The organism is uncultured Flavobacterium sp. (assembly GCF_951805225.1).
Lineage (GTDB): Bacteria > Bacteroidota > Bacteroidia > Flavobacteriales > Flavobacteriaceae > Flavobacterium.
The window spans coordinates 4,075,489-4,091,421 of sequence record NZ_OX638201.1; the positions used below are offsets into that span (position 1 = coordinate 4,075,489).

Genomic DNA, 15,933 nt, shown 5'->3' on the forward strand with positions numbered 1-15,933 from the left:
TAAGATTTTTTTTCTTTCACCATATAAGTGATATAAGTTCATTTTACTTTTGACTATAAATGACTTAGCACATGTAGACGCTATGTTTACATGTGCTAAATATACTAATTTTTAAAAATTGCGAACAACAAATTAAATGAACTTATATCACTTATATGGTTCGAATTTTTATTAGGATGCTAAACTTCAAATTTATAACCAACTCCTTTGATGGTTTTAAAAAGATCTTCTCCAATTTTTTCACGTAGTTTTCGAATATGAACATCTATTGTTCTTCCTCCAACTACTACTTCATTGCCCCAAACTTTATCCAGAATTTCGTCTCTCTTGAAAACTTTCCCTGGTTTTGAAGCTAATAGATAAAATAATTCAAATTCTTTTCTTGGTAAAGCAATTTCTACGTTGCCTTTTATGATCTTATATTCTTCTCGATTAATCTCGATTCCGCCAACGTTTAAGGTGTCGCTGACTACTTCTTGTTCTTTTAACCTTCTTAACAAAGCCTTTACTTTGCTGACCAATAATTTTGGCTTTATTGGTTTGGTGATATAGTCATCTGCACCTGCATCAAAACCAGCAACTTGTGAGTAATCTTCGCTTCTCGCTGTTAGGAATGTTATGATAACATTATTTAATTCAGGAATTTTTCTAATGTGTTCGCAAGCTTCCATTCCGTCCATTTCTGCCATCATTACATCCATAATAATTAATTCCGGCAATTCTTTCTGAGCCTTTGCAATGGCTTCTTTTCCATTAGAAGCTGTTACAATCTGGTAGCCTTCCTGAGCAAGGTTATAGCCAACGATTTCTAAGATATCTGGTTCATCGTCAACTAATAAAATCTTGGTTTGTGTTTTTTTCATAAATAGCAAAAATTGAGATTCTTACATCAAATTTTCTTTATTATACATTCGATGATTTTCATTTGAGATGGTAAATATACTAATAAAACAACGGTCAAAAATTGCAGTTAACTGTAATTTAATTTGGTAACAATTTGATAATCTACAAGACACGAAAACATAACGAGTACCTAACATGAACTTTACACAGCGTTTCTTTCTTTGCACAAAAATAAATTAAACACAACACTGAAATGAAATTCAATTTAAAATTTCTATTTATCACATTATTCATCTGTACGATTTCGATCGCACAAAACAAAGGTACGATTTCTGGTGTATTAACCGACAAGGAAATGAACAACCAAGCGTTACCTTTTGCAAATGTTTTAATTAAAGGTACAAACATTAGCGCAAACACTGACATCGACGGAAAATATTCGTTGACTGTAAATCCAGGAAGCTATACTATTATTTTTAGTTTCATTGGATATGAATCTGTAGAAAAACCCGTGACTATTAAAGCAAATGAAACTGTTACTGTTAATCAGGTGCTTTCATCGGGAGGTTATACTCTTAAAGATGTTGTTGTAAAATCGACAGCAAATAAAGAAAAAGAAACTGCATTATTACTAGACCAAAAAAATGCTGTTGTTATCAAACAAAGTATTGGTGCACAGGAAATGGCTAGAAAAGGTGTTAATGATGTTGAGGAAGGTTTGACAAAAATTACCGGAATCACAAAAGTGGATTCCCGTGGAATATTTGTACGTGGACTGGAAGACCGATATAACAATTTATTGATTAATGATTTGGCTGCACCAACAAACAGCCCATTCACTAAAATTATTGCTTTGGATTTGTTTCCAACGAATGTTGTTGGAGTAATTGATGTGTACAAAACATTTAATCCAAATATATATGGTGATTTTGCCGGAGGTACTTTCAATATTCAAACTTCAAAACCAACAAAAAGCATTACTAAAATAAGTGTTGGAGCAGGTTATACAACCGGAAACAGCTTTAAAGATTTCTTATTATCAAATGATGCAGATACTGCAACAGGCTATTTGGGATTTAATGGTAAAGACAGAGAATTACCAAGTTTTCTTGGAAATCAGGCAACGAGACAAACTTACACAACTGACCAGGCTTTAAACTCAGTAAGTAACGATAAAGGTTTTAATGTAAGTGAAGCTAAAAGTCCTTTAAACTCAAGTATCAACCTTTTGCATGCCGAAAAATTCGATTTGAATAACAACCAATTTTTCTCGTACCTGCTTTCTATAAATTACGACAATAATTTTTCAATAAGAGAAGGAGTTGACAGAACTATCGATTTACAGTCTTCAGGATCTAAATATGTAAACAATTTTATCACTACTGATTATCGTTTCAAAACCACAAACTCAGCATTAGTTGGTTTAAACTACAGCAATGACAGACTTAAGTTATCGTTCAACACATTATACATCAGAACTAACTTAAACTCTATAAAAGATCAGTACGGACCATCAGGAGGAACATCTGCTGAAAATGGATTTATCCGTACTAATCAATTAGACAAAAGTGATTATTTGAATGCCCAATTATTAGGTGAATACGCAATAAGCAAAGACAAAAACCAAACTATTAAAGCTGGAGCATCATTTGCTACTACAAAATATGAGCAGCCAGATAGAAAGTATTTCTCTGGTCTTAAAGTAGGCGATGATATGATAAGCACTTCTTATGGAGCAAATAATTTTCTGCGCCAATATTTAACTGTCGATGGTAATTCTTTTTATTCAGCATTAGTAGAGTATAATTTGAAATTCGGGAAAAATGACAAACAAAACAAATTAACCGTTGGATATAATGGCAGCGGATCTAAGATGGAATCTTCATACCGTTTTGTTTCAAGTACCGGTAATGAGGGCTTTACTACAAGCATAAATAATATAGATACTCAAATAACCAACGACATTTCAGCTAATAAAATGACTTTTAGCGAAAACTCTAATGCAACTTACAAAGTTAAACTTGACGAAATGGCTAATGCAGGGTATACTAATTTGTTTTTAAAATTTGGAGAGAAACTTGAAGTAAACGCAGGAGTTCGTTTTGAAAGCACTCTTAAGGAAACTCATTACAGAACATTAGGTTCTTTTGATTCTCCATTCAGAGTATTAAAATATGATAATGCCTATTTTTTACCATCAGTAAATCTTAAGTATTTGCTGACTGACAAAGCTAACATTCGTTTTGCAGCAAGCAAAACATACACCAAACCAGTTATTATGGAGGCTTTCCCTATATCTTTCATCAATGCTGACGGAACTTCAACTCAAGGAAATTCAATTTTGAAAAACAGCGACAATTACAATGCTGACTTAAAATATGAGTTGTTCCCAACGAGTAAAGAAATGATTGCTGTTGGAATATTTGGAAAACACCTTATTAATCCAATTGAAAAAACTTTCATCTCAAACGCAACAACAGGAACAGTTACTACTTTTCTAAATTCTGAAAGTGCTAACATATATGGAGTAGAAGCTGAATTACTTGTTGGTTTAGAAAGAATTAGCGAAAACTTAGATAATTTTTCATGGGGATTAAATGCTACTTTGATGTCATCAAAAGTTACTGTAAGCCCAACTTTTGAATCTATCGATGAGGACGGAGTAATTACCGTAAAACCTTCTATTGAAACACATCAATCAAGATCACTGCAGGGAGCATCAAACTGGTTAGTAAATTCAGATTTAAAATATGAATTTAATTTAGGAAAAGACATGCCAAATACTATGTCTCTTGTTTATGGTGTTTTTGGAAAAAGAATATATGCTGTAGGAACCAATGGACAAGACAATATCTATGAGTTGCCTGTACAACAATTGGATTTTGTATGGGGAAGCAAACTTTCTGATCACTTTGATGTAAAATTCACTGCCGATAACATTTTGAATTCATGGAGAAAACGTGAATTTGGAAACGAAGGAACTATAAAAGTAGATGAATCCTCTTTACTAGCAAACAGCTATAAAAAAGGAGTTGGTTTCTCTTTAAAACTAGGATATACTTTTTAGTACCCATTCAAATAAATATAAAAATGAAAGCTCCAGATATCTGGAGCTTTTTTTATTTACATATCCTTGAAAAAAAACTCATAGCATTTTTCTGACATTTAAATATCTTTTAGCTAACTGTAATGTAATACCTACATAACATGTTGTGAAAATTATCCTGCTAATTTTATCTGGAATTTTAAAAAACAACTTATGAAAAATGTAAAATTACTATTTATGCTGTCTCTGCTTTTTTTGGCAGAAATTGGATTTTCTCAAAATTATGTGACTTACTCTTCTAAAACTGGTACAGTAACAACAAATTCCGGTGTTGAAGGATCACTGGATATTATAATTAGTTGTTATGGAAATAGCAGTAACCCGGTAATACTTGATCAACACTTTTTATGTGGAGATCCTGATGGCTTTCTTTCTAATTTAGCTTCAAATGGATTATCCTTAACCCCAGGTCAAACAACTACATTAAAATTTAAGTTTAAAAAAACTGTGACTTCAGATACTCAGAAAGTTTATAATTTTACTACTAACGGAAGTTGTTCTCAGAAGGAATCTGAAATGATTAAAATTACTGTTAATTATAAAGCTGTAGCGGCTAATCCAATAACCAATAATTACATTTCAGGAAATCAAACCGTTTATGAAGGACAAACTACAAGTATATTAACTGGGTCTACTCCGTCAGGCGGAAATGGAACTTTTAGTTACATTTGGCAGAAAAAAAAGGTTGGAGATGGTGCATATTCTATCATTTCAGGAGCTACTGGCATTAATTATTCACCAGGTATTCTTGCTGCAACAACATCATTTAAAAGAAGTGTTACATCAGCAGGACTTACTAATACTAGTTCCGAAATAACCGTCACGGTTGCTCCTCCACCTTTTGTACAAAATAATACAATCTCTATAGATGGAGTAACAGTAACTGGAAGTTTACCAACAGGAGGATTAGGAACCGATTCTTATCAATATACTTGGTATATAATCGACCAAGATGGAGACGCCAGTCAATTACCAGACACTTCACAAAGTTTAATTTTAACAGAACCTACCTTTACCAGATATTTCAATTCACCTAATAATTTCACATTGAAAAGAATGGTAACTTCAGGAAGTCAATATGGCCCTAGCAATGCCGTTGCTATACCCCATATTTCTGCAATACAAAACAACATTATTTCAGTTAGTAATAAGTTTGTAACAGGAAGCACTCCTACCGGAGGGTTAGGTACCTATACTTATTCTTGGGCAATATACTACACAGGGGATGCAATTGATTTTGATGAAACTACCAAAGACCTTGATTTAACTTCTCATCTCAACCAAATTAATACAATATTACAAATTGATAGTGCCGCAAAATTGGTTAGAATAGTAACCGCTGGAATATCTTCGACCAGTAATAAATTAAGTCTTAGTGGCGTTTCAGCTAAAGCTTCGAATAAAGAAAACACATTAACAGCTGCTGTTTATCCAAACCCTACATCAGACTCAGTAAATTTCACAACAAGTTCTTCTAACAATCAAGAAATAGAAATAATTGTTTATTCTGAAGGATTAAGAAACGCTCAATCTGTTTTTAAAGGCACTTCCACTCCCAATCAAATTATAAAATGGAATATCCCATCAAACTATTCAAAAGGGATATACTACTATAAAGTTATATCTGACAATAAAGAAGTTAAAACAGGAAAGATTATATATCAATAGAATTATAATGTATTTAAAATCAAAGCTCCGAATTTTATTTGGAGCTTTTTTTTATTTATAAACTATTGTAAAAAATCTCTTAACATTCTCTTCACATTTTAGTTTGTTTTTGGTAACCGTAATGTAATATTCAGATAACACCCGAAAAAGATTATCGTTCTAATTTTGACAAAAATAAAAACACATAATAACACAACTATGAAAACTAAACTTTTTGCTTTAGCACTTGCTACAGGATTATTTTTAAATTCTTGCTCAAGTAGTGATGATCCAACTCCTGCACCGACACCTGCAACAGGCGAAATCACAGGTCCAATCACTGCAAACAAAACTTATGCTTACGGTAACTACACTTTAAAAGGTATTGTAAAAATCAATGCTGGTGTAACTGTAACTTTTGAAGCAGGATCAACAATTACTATCGATAAAGCTACTGGAGACAACGCATTAGTTGTTTTGAAAGACGGAAAATTAATTACAAAAGGTACTGCTGACCAACCGGTAGTATTTACAGAAAAATCAAAAGTTCCAGGATCTTGGGGAGGAATCATTATGTATGGTGATGCTCCTGCAAAAGTAGCTGGTGGAGGAACGACTTCGACATCTGAAGACGGAAATAATATCTCTTACGGAGGAACAAATGCAACTCACAATGGTGGTTCATTAGTATATACAAGAGTGGAATACGCTGGTTCAAAATTAGCTGACGGTGCAAAAGAAAACAATGGTTTTACTTTTTACTCAGTAGGTTCAGGAACAACTTTAGATCACTTAGTATCTTACAAAGGTGCTGATGACGGATTCGAATTCTTCGGAGGAACTGTAAGTATGACAAACGCTATTTCTTACGGAAACTATGATGATTCATTTGACTGGCAAGATGGATGGCAAGGTCAAGCAAATACAAACTGGTATGCTTACCAAGTTGATAAAGGAAACTATGGTATGGAAATCGAAGCTTCTAATAATGACAATGCGTTTTTTCCAAAAGTAATTAATATCACTCTAAAAAGAGCTGCTGGTACAGTTACAGAAGAACAAAAAGAAATTCAATTGGATGCTATTCAATTTAAAAAAGAAGGAAATGGAGACTACAGCAATATCGTAATCGATGGTTATGTTAGTCAAACTGCACCTACAGCATTCAATGGTGGTGTATTACAAATATTAGATAAAGTAACTTACGATCACCAAGTTGCTGGTGGAAAAATCAAATTAAACAACGTAAAAATTACTAACTCTCCTATTACTTTCATTTCAGGACAGGCTACTTTTACATTATCTGCAGCTAGTTTTCTTCCTGCAACAAACTGGACAACTAGTACTACTGCTACTGGAGCTACATTAACTCCTGGAGCTTGGGCAACAGTTGATGGTGTAAACTTGATCAAATAATTTGAAAATCATATTTCAAACATAAATTGTTAAAAACATCCTAAATTCTTAGGATGTTTTTTTTTGGCGTAATTTTTGTAATTTTTTTTGTATATTTACAGTAATCAAAAAAATGCGATGGCAAAAAACTACTTTTATATTACATTCTTATTGGCTTTTTTCTTTACTCTAAGTGTTTCGGCACAAGACAGTAAACAATTACCAAAACCTCAAGAGTCTACAACCATTGAGGGTCTAAGCTTGTACCCTAATCCAGTGACAAACGGAAAAGTTTATATTTCGTCTAAAAATGATTTAGAAAAAGAAATCATCATTTTTGATATTTTAGGCAAAAAAGTACTCCAACTACATTTAAGTTCAAAAGAATTAAACGTTGCAGATCTGGTTCCCGGCGTTTATATCATCAAAATAAGCGAAGAAAATGCTTCAGCAACACGAAAGCTAATTATTCGATAAAACATACAAAAAAGCTCCTTTTCAGGAGCTTTTTTAGTTTACGGTCGCAGTCAAAGTCTTCAATTTCACCATACACCAAAAACTGCGACTGAAAACTGCGACTGAAAACTAAAAACAATATCTTTGCACAAAAAAAGTTTTGATCACAGCCAACGATATATTTACCATTTCGAGTCATAAACAATTTGAAAAAATAGCACTAAAAGTGTTTCGTTTTCAGCACGAGAACAATCAGGTATATCGTGATTTTTGCGATTTTTTAAAAGTCAATCCGCAACAGGTAAAATCTCTGGAACAAATTCCGTTTTTACCCATTCAATTTTTCAAAAGTCATAATGTCGTTTCCAATAATGATCCTGCTCAGGTTACTTTTACCAGCAGCGGAACTACAGGAATGATCACCAGCCGACATTTAGTGACCGATGTTTCCCTATATGAGGAAAGTTACCGCAATGGTTTTTCGCAATTCTACGGAAACATCGAAGATTACGTCGTTTTAGCTCTTTTGCCGTCTTATCTCGAACGCGATGGATCTTCGCTTATTTATATGGTCGAAGATCTTATAAAACTATCCAATCAAGCCGAAAGCGGATTTTATCTACACAATCACGACGACTTAATCAAAAAACTAACTGCTCTGGACGAATCCGGGCAAAATGTGATTTTAATTGGAGTTACTTACGCTTTATTAGACTTGATCGAAAAACATCAATTCCGCCTTAAGAATACCATTATTATGGAAACTGGCGGAATGAAAGGAAAGCGTAAAGAAATGATTCGCGAAGAACTGCACGAACAACTTTGCAAAGGTTTTGGCGTTTCTGCAATTCACTCTGAATACGGAATGACCGAACTTTTGGCGCAAGCCTATTCTTTAGGTGAAGGAATATTCGAATGTCCTTCATGGATGAATATTTTAGTTCGTGATCCTGAAGATGCTCTCACTTACGTGAAAGATGGAAAAACCGGCGGAATCAACGTTATTGATTTAGCCAATATCAACTCGTGCTCTTTTATCGCAACGCAAGATTTAGGCAAAAAATATCCCAACAACTCTTTTGAGGTATTGGGACGTTTTGATAATTCTGATATTCGTGGTTGTAATTTAATGGTTCTTTAAAAGTTTAACCGTTGATTTGTTTAATTGTTCAACCGTAATTTCGATTAAACAATTAACCGATTAAACAGTTGAACAAAAAATTAATTCTCTTCAACTACACCAATATCATCTATTCCATCTTTTTTATTTAATTCTCTTTCTTTTTCTAGTTTATTTTCGAGAAATTTAAAAGTGCCATAACAAGCTAAACCTCCAATAAGCACAAAAAATATACTCCATCCGGCATTTTCAAAATTCTGATTAGCAACAGAATCAAAACCATTAGCAAGACCTAATACAATTCCAACAAGAAATCCAGCTAAAATTGTACCTCCGTAATAAGAGATTATTCCAATAAAGAAATATGTCCACTTATTTTTATCGTATTCAAGCGCCAAATTTGTGAATGATTTCCAGATCCAATAAATAAATAAAATTCCAATCATAAGTTTTTAGTTTTTAGGTAATAAACCTACTAAAATAAAATGATTATTTGATTCTCAGCAACATAATTTCATTGCAAAAATAAAAACAAAAAAAATCCCAACAACTCTTTCGAGATATTGGGACATCTTAATTATTAATTTTCTTGTATTTCGAATAAACGGTTAAACGGTTAACCAATTAAACAATTAAACCGCTCTTATTACAAAATAATTTTTCTTTCCGCTTTGTAACAACACAAACTGATTATTGATTAAATCATTTGCCGTTAATACAAAATCCTCTTTGATTTTTTCTCTGTTTACAGAAATTGAATTTGCAGTTAAAGCGCGTCTTGCTTCACCGTTTGATTTAAAAAAACCAGTTTTTTCATTTAAAACAGTAACAATATCCAATCCGCTTTCTAAATCTGCTTTTGCAACTTCAGCTTGCGGAACACCGTCAAATACTTCTAAAAAAGTCGCTTCATCCAATTGCTTTAAATCTTCTGAAGTTGAGTTTCCGAATAAAATATTTGAAGCCTGAATAGCTTTTTCCAACTCTTCTTTACTGTGAACAAAAATGGTAATTTCTTCAGCCAATTTCTTCTGTAAAACTCTTAAATGTGGAGCCGCTTTGTGTTCTTCGATTAAACCATCAATTGTCTCTTTATCTAAGAAAGTAAAGATTTTGATATACTTTTCAGCATCAACATCAGTTGAATTTACCCAAAATTGGTAAAATTTGTAAACTGAAGTTTTATCAGCATCCAACCAAACATTTCCTCCTTCAGATTTCCCAAATTTAGATCCGTCCGCTTTTGTAATCAAAGGCGTTGTTAAAGCAAACGCTTTAGCATTTTCTCCACCCATTCTGCGAACTAATTCTGTACCTGTGGTAATATTTCCCCATTGATCAGAACCTCCCATTTGCAAAAGGCAGTTATTGTTTTTATATAAATGATAAAAATCGTATCCTTGAATTAATTGGTATGTAAATTCAGTAAAAGACATTCCTTCACCTTCTCCACTTAATCTCTTTTTCACAGAGTCTTTCGCCATCATATAATTCACCGTGATACGTTTTCCAACTTCACGAGCAAAATCAATAAACGAAAACTCCTTCATCCAGTCATAGTTATTCACCATAACCGGAGCATTTGCTTCGTTTGAATTAAAGTCTAAGAAACGCGACAGAACACTTTTGATTCCGGCAACATTTTTAGCCAAAGTTTCTTCGTTCAACAAATTTCTCTCATCAGATTTTCCAGATGGATCACCAATCATTCCGGTAGCACCACCAACCAAAGCAATCGCTTTATGGCCAGTTCTGTTCAAGTGAACCAATAAAATAATCTGAACCATACTACCAATATGAAGAGAATCTGCCGTTGGATCAAAACCAATATACGCCGTAGTCACTTCTTTAAGCAATTGTTCTTCCGTTCCGGGCATGCTATCATGGTACAACCCGCGCCACTTTAATTCTTCAACTAGATTCTTCATTTTTAAAATAATTTGTGCAAATGTAGTCAATGTCAATATCAAAATCAAAAAGCAATGACAATATCAAGGTCAAAAAGCAATTTCAATGACAATGGCAATATCAATTGCAAAAACAATTACAATATCAACACCCAAAAACTTTGTTCCTTTGCTGCCCTGAACCTTTGAACCTTCCAAAAAAAACCTTTGCAACTTTGAACCTCTGTCTCTTTGAACCTTTAAACCAAAATAGTATATTTACAAAATGGTATTAGTAACTGGAGGTACAGGTTTAGTAGGCGCACATTTATTACTTCATTTAATTGAAAATGGAGAAAACGTTCGGGCTATTTACCGAAATACTAACAATATCCAAAAGGCAAAATCAGTTTTTGAATTATATAAAAAAGAGGAGTTATTCGAAAAAATTCATTGGCTTGAAGCCGATATTCTTGACGTTCCTTCTCTGGAAATTGCTTTTATTGATATCGAATATGTTTATCATTGTGCCGCTTTAATTTCTTTCGATCCAAAAAATGAAGATTCGCTTCGAAAGACCAATATTGAAGGAACAGCCAATATGGTGAATTTTTCTTTGGCTAAAGGAATAAAGAAATTTTGTTTCGTAAGTTCTATCGCCGCTTTAGGAGATTTGGCTCCACATGAAACTTATATTACCGAAGAAACAGATTGGAATCCGGAGAAACCTCACAGCGATTATGCCATTTCTAAATATGGTGCCGAAATGGAAGTTTGGCGCGCCGTTCAGGAAGGATTAGATATTATAATTATAAATCCGGGCGTGATTTTAGGACCAATTCCAAAAGACAAAAACGACATTCACGGAAGTGCCGAATTATACTCAAAAGTAGCCAATGGACTTTCTTTTTACACTTTAGGAAATACTGGTTTTGTTACTGTAAATGATGTTGTAAAAATAGCTCGAGATTTGATGAAAAGCGACACTAAAAACGAACGTTTTACATTGATTGCTGATAATATCGTTTTCCGAGATATTCTAAATACAATTGCAGAAACTCTAAAAGTCAAGAAACCTAGTATTCATGCAAAACCAATTTTAATGAATTTCCTCTGGATTGCAGACGGAATATTTTCGACACTATTTTTCCAAAAAAGAAGTATTACCAAAGCAACCGCAAAAGCTTCTTATTCAAAGAATTTATATTCGAATGAAAAAATAAAAACCGCCCTTGGAGGAACGGTTTTTTCAGATGTACATCGATACATACAAGAAGTTTCGAAGTTGTAAATTATTTCTTTTTATTCAAATTTATCACTCTTCTAATAGAATCGAGATTTACTTTATTTCCAGACTTTTCATCAGAAGGCTTAAGAGCTTGTTTCGTATCTTTTTTCACTTCTTCTTTCTTTGCCTTAGCCTCTTTCTTTTCATCAATTTTAACTAAAGAATCTGTCGCTCTTTGATTCTTTGCTAATCGTTTGCTAATTTCATCAAACATATCTTTATAACGCTCATAATCGGCGGCATAATACATATTGTTTTGAGCAAACTGCAAACTATCTACTTTATACTTTTGAAGAATAAACTTAGTCGGATTTGTTTCATTTGAATCTACCGACATCGGATTTTGATATTTAATAGCTTCCAAAAGAGACAAATCATACATAATATCAATCATCTTTCCTCTCTCAATAAGTTTTGCAGGTTGTTTGACCAACTCTTTTTTACAACTTACAGAAAGGAACAAAACCAATACTATTAGAATACAATTTTTCATTTCAGTTTTTTATCTATCAAACAATAATCTTTTTCCCGGACGAATATCTTTTACTTTAAAGTTATTGTAAACCAATTCTCCATTTACAAAAGTATGCGTAATTCTTGATTTAAAAGTAAAATTTTCAAAAGGAGACCAACCGCATTTTGCAAGAATATTTTCTTGTTTCACACTCCAAGGCAAACTTGGATTTACAATCACTAAATCAGCAAAATAGCCTTCTTTGATAAAACCTCTTTTTTCAATTTTAAAGATTTTAGCAGGATTGTGGCACATTTTCTCCACTATTTTTTCTACCGTTATTTTCCCTTGGTGATGCGCTTCAAACATTGCCACAACAGCATGTTGCACAAGCGGACCTCCGGAAGGAGCATTCAGATACGATTGCATTTTTTCTTCCTTAGTATGCGGCGCATGATCTGTAGCAATTACATCAATACGACCGTCATTTAAGGCTTTCCAAAGCTCAGCTCTGTCGTCAGCCGTTTTTACAGCAGGATTCCATTTAATGAAATTTCCTTTAGTTTTATAATCTTCATCAGTAAACCAAAGATGATGAACACAAACCTCAGCAGTAATTTTTTTATCTTCTAATGGAATTTTGTTTGTAAATAATTCCATTTCTTTCGCAGTCGAAAGGTGAAAAATATGCAAACGAGCTCCAGTTTTTTTGGCTAAAGCCACCGCTTTTGAAGAAGAAATATAACAAGCTTCGGCACTACGGATTAAATGGTGCGCCGTTACCGGAACATCATCACCATATTGCTCTTTATAGATTGCAAGATTATTTTGAATCGTAGTTTCATCTTCACAGTGAACAGCGATTAACATTGGCGTACTTGAAAATATTTTTTCTAAAGTTGCTTCATTATCCACCAACATATTTCCGGTCGAAGAACCTAAAAAGATTTTTATTCCGGCAACATTCTTAGGATTTGTTTTTAGAACTTCTTCAAGATTATCATTTGTTGCGCCCATCATAAACGAATAATTCGCAAATGATTTTACCGCTGCAATTTGATATTTATCTTCAAGTATTTCCTGAGTAACCGCATTCGGAACCGTATTTGGCTGTTCAATAAAAGACGTAATTCCTCCGGCAACAGCTGCACGTGATTCAGATTCGATATCGCCTTTGTGCGTTAATCCTGGTTCTCTAAAATGTACCTGATCATCAATTGCGCCCGGCATCAAATAATTTCCTTCGGCATCAATAACAATACAATCGGATGTTTTTAAACTAATGCTATCTGAAATTTCAACGATTAAGTCGTTTTCAATCAAAACATCACCTTCAAAAATAGATCCTTCGTTTACAATTTTGGCATTCTTTATTAAAATCCTGTTCATTACCGTGGTATTATAATGTATTGACTAATTTTTTTAATCTAAGTGAAATCACACCGAGAATTGCTTCCTTAATAATAGCATTGCTCATTTTTGAAACTCCTTTGGTTCTATCTGTAAAGATAATTGGAACCTCTTTAATTTCAAAACCTCCGCAATAAGTCCTGTACTTCATTTCGATTTGGAAGGCATATCCAACAAATTTAATTTTGTTTAGATTTATTTTTTCTAATACTTCTCTTTTATAACAAACAAAACCGGCTGTAGCATCATGAATTTTCATTCCGGTTATAAATTTCACATAAACAGATGCAAAATAAGACATTAAAACTCGGCTTAAAGGCCAGTTTACAACGTTTACACCTGTAACATAACGAGATCCAATAGCTAAATCTGCGCCTCCAAAATGACAGGCGTCAAACAATTTTTCAAGATCATTGGGGTTATGTGAAAAATCAGCATCCATCTCGAAAATAAATTCATATTTACGTTCCAACGCCCATTTAAAACCATGAACATAAGCGGTTCCTAAACCAGATTTTTTGGCTCTTTGCTCTAAAAATAATCTTTCAGAAAATTCTTCCTGCAACGCAATCACCTTATTAGCAGTGTGATCAGGCGAATTATCATCAATTATCAAAAGATGAAAAGACTTATGTTGCGATAGTACAGCTCTAACTATACTTTCTATATTTTCAATTTCGTTATAAGTGGGAATTATGACAATACAATCATTCATTTTTCTTGGGTAATTTCACCGCAAAAGTAAACTTTTTATAGCATTTGATTCATAATAAATATATAATAAAAGTATTGATACAAAAAATTACTAATTTTGTGATCGTTATGATTGAACACCTTCACCCCCGAATACTAGAGAACAAAGACTGGGCAACACTTTTATTTGTGTTGACTTTTGCCATTGTTGCTATGACTAAATCAGCTTATGAAACTAGATTTAGCGAATTCAGTAAGCTTATTTTCTCTGATAAATACGCAAAGATTTATCGTGACAATAATCATTTGAAAAGCAGTTTTACCGTTGGTTTGTTTTTTGTACAAATAATATCGTACGCATTTTTCATTCAGCTTACGATGCATATTTTTTCGCAAAATCCTAAAACCGGATCTTATGGGATCTTAAAAACTGATTGGATTTTATTTATTCAGATTGCCACATTTTTGCTTTATTTCATTCTGGCAAAGTATTTAATCGAAAAAATTGTCGCTGCTTCATTCAACATCGACGAATTTATGGAGCTTTTTAACTTACAAAAAGTTACATATCGAACATATATTGGCATTTTAATCCTTCCTATTAATGCTGTTTTGTTCTATTATGACAATATTCCAAAAACTATACCCCTTGTTATCATAGGTATTTCGCTGTGTATTAGTCTCTACTCGTATTTTATTTCAATAAAAACGTATCAAAACGTAATAATCGGTAAGTTATTTTATTTTATTTTATATCTTTGCGCTCTTGAAATAGCCCCTTATTATTTTCTTTATTATTGGATTACAAAAGGGAGTGCTTAGAAAATGTTTATAATATGAAAGTGAAAACAATTTTGGTGTCACAGCCTGAACCTAAAGTGGAGAATTCTCCTTACTTTGAGCTCCAACAAAAACACAAAATAAAAATTGATTTCAGACCATTTATTCATGTGGAAGGGGTTAATGCAAAAGAGATTAGATTGCAAAAAATCGATCTTAATCATTACACTGCGATAATTTTGACAAGCCGTAATGCGGTGGATCATTTTTTTAGAGTAGCAGATGAAATGCGTTATAAAGTCCCTGAAGGATTGAAGTATTTCTGCCAATCAGAAGCAGTTGCATTTTACTTGCAAAAGTATGTAGTGTACAGAAAGCGTAAAATTTATGTGGGAGCAAAAGACTTTGCTGATTTATCTCCATTGATAAAAAAGTACAAAGACGAAAAATTCTTACTTCCGGCATCTGACCAATTAAATGCAGATGCACCTATTACCTTAAATAATCTAAAGGTAGATTGGACACAAGCCGTGTTTTACAAAACTGTAATGAGCGACTTATCTGATTTAGCTGATGTTTATTATGATGTTTTAGCATTTTTTAGCCCAACTGGAATAAAATCATTGTTTAAAAACTTCCCTGATTTTAAACAAAACGAAACCAGAATTGCTGTTTTTGGAAGCACAACTCAAAAAGAAGCCTTGGATTATGGATTAAGAATTGATATTCTTGCACCAACTCCTGAAACGCCTTCTATGACAATGGCTCTTGAAAAATACATCACAGAAGCAAACAAAGGAAAATAAACCTTAAGAAATAAACAATATTTAAATTCCAAATTCCAAATTAATCACT

14 protein-coding genes are annotated in these 15,933 nt (G+C 33.0%); 8 read left to right on the top strand and 6 right to left on the bottom strand.

Annotated elements, in window-relative coordinates; translation table 11 throughout:
• Window positions 1-179: 179 nt before the first annotated feature.
• The gene (locus tag WN975_RS17045) at window positions 180-863 is read right to left on the bottom strand and encodes a response regulator transcription factor (RefSeq protein WP_017496206.1); all 684 of its coding nucleotides are present in this window, start codon (window positions 861-863) and stop codon (window positions 180-182) included.
• A 233-nt stretch (window positions 864-1,096) separates the two neighbouring features.
• Between WN975_RS17045 and WN975_RS17050 the strand changes: the two genes are divergently transcribed.
• The 5 genes from WN975_RS17050 (at window position 1,097) to WN975_RS17070 (ending at window position 8,588) form a co-directional block, all read left to right on the top strand.
• Window positions 1,097-3,910 (top strand): TonB-dependent receptor, encoded by a 2,814-nt coding sequence (locus tag WN975_RS17050; protein ID WP_337967551.1) that lies wholly within the window; start codon window positions 1,097-1,099, stop codon window positions 3,908-3,910.
• Between the two features lie 192 nt (window positions 3,911-4,102).
• The gene (locus tag WN975_RS17055) at window positions 4,103-5,617 is read left to right on the top strand and encodes a T9SS type A sorting domain-containing protein (protein ID WP_337967552.1); all 1,515 of its coding nucleotides are present in this window, start codon (window positions 4,103-4,105) and stop codon (window positions 5,615-5,617) included.
• 198 nt (window positions 5,618-5,815) lie between these two features.
• The gene (locus tag WN975_RS17060) at window positions 5,816-7,012 is read left to right on the top strand and encodes a hypothetical protein (RefSeq protein WP_337967553.1); all 1,197 of its coding nucleotides are present in this window, start codon (window positions 5,816-5,818) and stop codon (window positions 7,010-7,012) included.
• Window positions 7,013-7,129: 117 nt separating this feature from the next.
• Window positions 7,130-7,468, top strand: coding sequence for a T9SS type A sorting domain-containing protein (locus WN975_RS17065; RefSeq protein WP_099709703.1), 339 nt, complete (start codon window positions 7,130-7,132; stop codon window positions 7,466-7,468).
• A gap of 139 nt (window positions 7,469-7,607) precedes the next feature.
• Window positions 7,608-8,588, top strand: coding sequence for an acyl transferase (locus WN975_RS17070; RefSeq protein WP_337967554.1), 981 nt, complete (start codon window positions 7,608-7,610; stop codon window positions 8,586-8,588).
• Between the two features lie 80 nt (window positions 8,589-8,668).
• Here the strand turns inward: WN975_RS17070 and WN975_RS17075 are convergent, their stop codons facing one another.
• Window positions 8,669-9,013: a hypothetical protein gene (locus WN975_RS17075; RefSeq protein WP_337967555.1), complete on the bottom strand. Its 345-nt coding sequence runs from the start codon at window positions 9,011-9,013 to the stop codon at window positions 8,669-8,671.
• 186 nt (window positions 9,014-9,199) lie between these two features.
• Window positions 9,200-10,495: a tyrosine--tRNA ligase gene (tyrS, locus tag WN975_RS17080; RefSeq protein WP_337967556.1), complete on the bottom strand. Its 1,296-nt coding sequence runs from the start codon at window positions 10,493-10,495 to the stop codon at window positions 9,200-9,202.
• A gap of 244 nt (window positions 10,496-10,739) precedes the next feature.
• Here tyrS and WN975_RS17085 point away from each other — a divergent pair, with 244 nt between their 5' ends.
• Window positions 10,740-11,744: an NAD-dependent epimerase/dehydratase family protein gene (locus tag WN975_RS17085; RefSeq protein WP_337967557.1), complete on the top strand. Its 1,005-nt coding sequence runs from the start codon at window positions 10,740-10,742 to the stop codon at window positions 11,742-11,744.
• 1 nt (window position 11,745) lies between these two features.
• On the opposite strand, the gene WN975_RS17090 is transcribed toward WN975_RS17085, so the two are convergent.
• The 3 genes from WN975_RS17090 to WN975_RS17100 are packed head-to-tail and all read right to left on the bottom strand — an operon-like array spanning window position 11,746 to window position 14,320.
• Entirely contained in the window at window positions 11,746-12,234 is a 489-nt protein-coding gene (locus tag WN975_RS17090) for a DUF4296 domain-containing protein (protein ID WP_337967558.1), read from the bottom strand.
• Between the two features lie 9 nt (window positions 12,235-12,243).
• Entirely contained in the window at window positions 12,244-13,584 is a 1,341-nt protein-coding gene (locus WN975_RS17095) for a dihydroorotase (protein WP_337967559.1), read from the bottom strand.
• A 10-nt stretch (window positions 13,585-13,594) separates the two neighbouring features.
• On the bottom strand, window positions 13,595-14,320 hold the full coding sequence (locus tag WN975_RS17100) for a polyprenol monophosphomannose synthase (RefSeq protein WP_337967560.1): 726 nt from the start codon (window positions 14,318-14,320) through the stop codon (window positions 13,595-13,597).
• 107 nt (window positions 14,321-14,427) lie between these two features.
• Between WN975_RS17100 and WN975_RS17105 the strand changes: the two genes are divergently transcribed.
• Complete coding sequence (locus tag WN975_RS17105) at window positions 14,428-15,120, top strand: DUF4271 domain-containing protein (RefSeq protein ID WP_337967561.1); 693 nt, start codon at window positions 14,428-14,430, stop codon at window positions 15,118-15,120.
• A 14-nt stretch (window positions 15,121-15,134) separates the two neighbouring features.
• Complete coding sequence (locus WN975_RS17110; protein ID WP_337967562.1) at window positions 15,135-15,884, top strand: uroporphyrinogen-III synthase; 750 nt, start codon at window positions 15,135-15,137, stop codon at window positions 15,882-15,884.
• The last annotated feature ends 49 nt before the right edge of the window (window positions 15,885-15,933 follow it).